Origin of the sequence: Sulfitobacter sp. (assembly GCF_041552635.1) — a bacterium.
Classification (GTDB): Bacteria; Pseudomonadota; Alphaproteobacteria; order Rhodobacterales; family Rhodobacteraceae; genus Sulfitobacter.
In genome coordinates this window covers 1-4,676 of sequence record NZ_JBFEKM010000234.1, presented here as the reverse complement: position 1 = coordinate 4,676, position 4,676 = coordinate 1, and the positions used below count along the sequence as shown (strand labels likewise).

General features: G+C 56.6%; 1 protein-coding gene. It reads right to left on the bottom strand.

The window, feature by feature from the left end:
* Window positions 1–4,040, bottom strand: a 4,040-nt coding sequence (locus tag ABYT07_RS19040) for a VCBS domain-containing protein (protein WP_372993596.1), incomplete at its 3' end; no start/stop codon positions are given.
* Window positions 4,041–4,676: the final 636 nt, after the last annotated feature.

Genomic DNA, 4,676 nt, shown 5'->3' with positions numbered 1-4,676 from the left:
CCAGTGATGGTCACGGTGACGGACTGTGTCGCAGTCGCGTTTTGGTCGTCCGTTACCGTCGCGGTAAAGGTCTCGGTGGCGCTCGCACCTTCGGTCAAATAGTCTGCGGCGGATTGATCCAGCGCATAGATCCACTCGCCGCTGGTCGCGTCGATGCTCATCGTGCCCAAAACGGTCGCGTTGGTCGCATCCGCCGCAATCGTCCAAGCTGCCGTAGCACCGGTGTCCACATCCGAAGACGTGAGTGTCCCGTTCGCTGAACGGATTCCGCCTGTTGGAGCGCCATTATCGAGGCTTCCAGCCTCGACCACAGCGCCTGTATCTTCGCCGGCGATGGTTGTGATCACGGGGCTGTCATTCGTTCCGGTGATGGTGATCGTGACAGTCTCGGAGGCAGTGCCGTCGAAGCTGGAAACGGTAAAGATCTCTGTCAGGGTCGCATTCACGGGCAAGGACTGGATCGCGGATTGCGTGTTATCGGCGCTGTAGCGCCACGTGCCGTCAGTCGCAATCGAGAAGCTGCCATAGCTGCCGGGGGTGTCGGTTTGAGCCACAAAGACGGCCTCGCCCTGATCCACATCCGCAACGCTTAGCGCGCCTTGGGTGGTCAAGGTTGCAGGCGTGTCATCTTCGGTCACGCCGCCTGTTGAAACACCTGTGATCACAGCGCCATCATTGGCACCGGTGACGGTGATCGTAACGGTGGCCTGATCGGTGTCATCATCCGCATCGGTGACTTCGTAGACAAAGGTAACGTCTTCGGTCACGCCCTCGGGCAGGCTTTCGAACGCGCCGGCTGGGTCGTATTCAAAGGTGCCGTCGGCGTTGAACGTCAGATTGCCTTTGGCCGGGCCGGTCACCAACGCAACGGTCTTGACCAAATCGGGCACGTCGTCGTTGCCCAGAACAGAACCGGCAAACACCGTGTTGCCTGCGTCTTCACCAATGCCGACAGCATCATCATTGGCGATAACCGCCTCGTCGGCCGGGTTAAGTTCGACACCGTCGACGCTAACACGCAGGTTCTCGAATTCTTCGACGGTCAGGTCAAAGGCGGTAAAGCTGAAGTCGCGGGTGTTGGCCTCGCCCGAGGGCAATGTGTTGGCCTCGACGAAGGCGAGGAAAGCGGCGATGTCGGCCTGAACGTCAGCGCGCAGCCATTCGTCACCGGTGAATTCAAGCAACAGCGTGTCGATGCCGCGGCCGCCGTCGTAGCGGTCCGTGGCACCATCGTTTTCGGCCATGTTGTAGACGGCGGTGTCATTGCCCGCCTCGCCGTAAACCAAATCATCACCGGCCCCACCATCAAGCGTGTCGTCATAGGCCGCAGAAAGACCGTCAATGTCGGGGGCAGTACCGACCGGCGTGAAGTCAAAGCCACTCGTGTCGGCAGCGGGGAAGTTGAAGCCCGAGCTTCGGTTGCCCGCTTGCAAGGTGAAGGTCAGACTGTCTTTGGCCTCAAAGGTCACGGCGATCTGGTCATTGGCGTCGAAAGCGTTGCGGTCGCTGCGGTCGTTGCCGCCGGCCTTCAGCACACCGCCCTCGGTCGACACGCCAATGTTGGTGCCTGAAGTGGTGCCATAGCTGGTCAGATCGCTCAGATCAAAACTTGCCGCCTCGCCCCGCGAGCGGTCGTCGATATCGCCCACAACCAATGCGGAATTGAGCGCGACCGCAGCACCGGTAACGCTGTCGATGAATTCAAGCCGCAAGGTGACGCTTTCGCCATCCAAACGGGACTTGCCCCGCAACAGAACCGGATAGGATTGCTGATAGCTTAGATCCACATCAAGACGGTCATTGGTTTTGCTGATCACCACAAGCCGCGCAGACACTGCCGTGCCATCCGACAGCGTGGCGACATTGTCATAAATCACCGAAGTGCCCGTGTCCGAACCCGCCCGCACATTATCCACATTCAGGCTGATCGGGCTGGCGTCCTTGCCATCCACCACGATGCCGTCCTGATCATAGACGCCATTATCGCCGTAAATCACATCAGCGCCGGTGCCGCCGTCGATGCTGTCTGCACCTTCTTCGCCATAGATGCTATCATTGCCCGCGCCGCCGTCGATGACGTCATTGTTGATCACATCGCCTGCGGTCGGGTTGTCGAAATAGATGTCGGTAATATTCACGCCAGAGTTGGCTCTGCCGTCCTGCGTGTGCTCGACCTCGATCCGGGCAACCGGGCCTGCGATGTTGACCTCAAGGGTGTATTTCCCCGCATCCGTAGCCCCATAGCCGCCATTGCTGTCGGCGGTGTTAGCATCGGTCAGGGTGATCCCGTGGCCCGCCACAAGATCAACGGAAATCTCGGTGCCCGATGCATCGAACGCCCGAACGGTGACCACGCCGTCGCCGTCTATATCGTTGATATTAAACGCAACATCCGTGACGGCTTCTGAAAACGCCCACTCGAATGCGCCCAGATTGCCGCGCCCGTTGGTCTGGGAATACAGCGAACTGCGGTCGTCGATTTCCGCGCCGCCCGCGTCGATGCCATCCACATTCAGCCGGTCGTTTTCCAGCTCGCTGTCATGGCGACCGGTGTCTGCGATGCGCGTATAGGTCACCTCGACCGAGCCGGTGTTTTGGGTGACGCTGCCGTCAATTTCGGCATCGCTCAGGTCTTGCCAGTTAAAGCTTTCACGCGCTTGTTGGATTGGCCCTTCGCCCGCGTTGTCACCGTAAATCAGATCATCGCCGATACCGCCATCGATTGTGTCATCACCGTCACCGCCCAAAATCGTATCGCGGCCTGCGGCCTGCTGGGTGCCAAAATCGGCATAGTTCAACGAAGATATCTGCTGCAGCGAGCCATGTACCAACTTTAACTGCGCGTCCTCGGGGATGGCCGGGCCCGCAGTCTGGATCAGCATCTTGCCGTCTTCGTTTCTGCTGTCCATCCGACCGTCGTGGTTCAGGTCAACATCAATGATCGCAAAGCTGTACGTGTTTGTGCCATCGGAATAATCCAGCTGATAATCCACAGCAAAGCTATAGGCAGTGCCCTCAATCTCGACCGTTTGATCGCGATCATCGGCGCGTTCATTGCGCCCATCGTCACTGTCGATCAGCGCATCATTGTCGGTGAAACGGAAGGTCTGCGCAGCGCCGGAAATGTCGATCTGGCGGGCATTGCCATATTTAAGATTACCGCCACGGCTGGTCGAGAAATTATCGTCCATCACATAGGCAGCCAGTTCAAAGATACCGCCCGCGGCCGGCGTTTCAGCCGAGCCATCGTCGCCCCGGATCACATCGTCACCCGCACCGCCCATCAAGCTGTCAAAGCCCGCGCCCCCATCGATCACGTCATCGCCGGCACCGCCGTCGACGGTGTCATTGCCGTCGCCCGCATCAATCGTGTCGTCGCCGGATTCCACGCGCGTGCCGACAGCCTCGTAATCCAACGAAGCAACTTGCTGCAAAGATCCGCGCACCAGCGTCAAATCGGCGTCGTCTGCAATCGCCGGACCGGAGGTCTGTATCAAAATCCGCCCATCTTCCGAACCACCCATCGCCCCGTTGCCATTCAGGTCTACGTCCAGAATTGCGAAGGTATATGTGTTGGTTCCGTCGGTATAATCCAGCGTGAAATCAACGGCAAAGCTGTGTTCGACGCCGTTAACTTCGACTTTCTGGTCCCGATCATCGCCACGCTCGTTGCGGTTTGTATCACCGTCCATCCGGCCGTCAGTATCGACAAAGCGCAGGGTCAGGGCCGGTCCAGATATGCCAACTTCCCGCGTGTTCCCCGAATTAAAATCGCCGCGCCGCCCGACCGAAAAATTTTCACCCAGCACATAGGCAGAAACGTCATACTTGACGGTATTCGTGTCGGCAAAATCACCTGCAATCAGGTCATCGCCGGTCCCGCCAAGAATGCTATCGTCACCACCCTCGCCCAAAAGCGTGTCATTACCACCTTGGCCATCAATAGTATCGTTACCAGATGTACCCGAAACGGCGTTGCTTGTATCATCGTCAAGAAATGAATCGCCGTATGTTGCGGAAAAGGAGGAATCGTTGGCCATAATACAGGGCTCCTAATATAAATTTTTTTGCGCAAATCGGCAAAATTAAATAAAAATTGACGCTAAAATTAATAATCGAAAAAAATTGCTAGTTAAAAAATCGCCGTATTTTGACGAAAAAACTAACAGTCCCTTAATGCACATGTCAAAAATTTTCTGCCCCCTAGGTTTCGTATTCTATCTAAGCGAGAGATTTTGTTTCTGAGGGTGCGAAAGTACGCTCTGATCAGGCCCTTTGATAACGACTGCGGGATTATAATTGCAGTTGTTGAGCTGCATAGCCCTGTCGGTTTTCAAAAATGACAAAGCAAAAATAATCTTACCAACAACTCAGGCTTGAATAAAAACATGATATCAGGTCATGCTTCGGCAAATGGGGTAATGTCCAAAAACTGCCTAGAACCAAATCTGTTGCAGTCCACATCTTGGCAATAACAATGCCAGCCCTCCGCGCTTCAGGAACAATCGCATCCGGCTTCCCTTTGCCGCTCTTATCCCCCACCGCACAGACGCACAGTTTGATGCATGCGCGCTGCGCCGGTTGGGGCTGGTGGCGGTGGGGCGCGCCTTTGCGGTGGATCTGGCTGTGCGCGAAGTGGCGTTTTTTGCCTAACGCACCTTACCTGAACGCCTTGT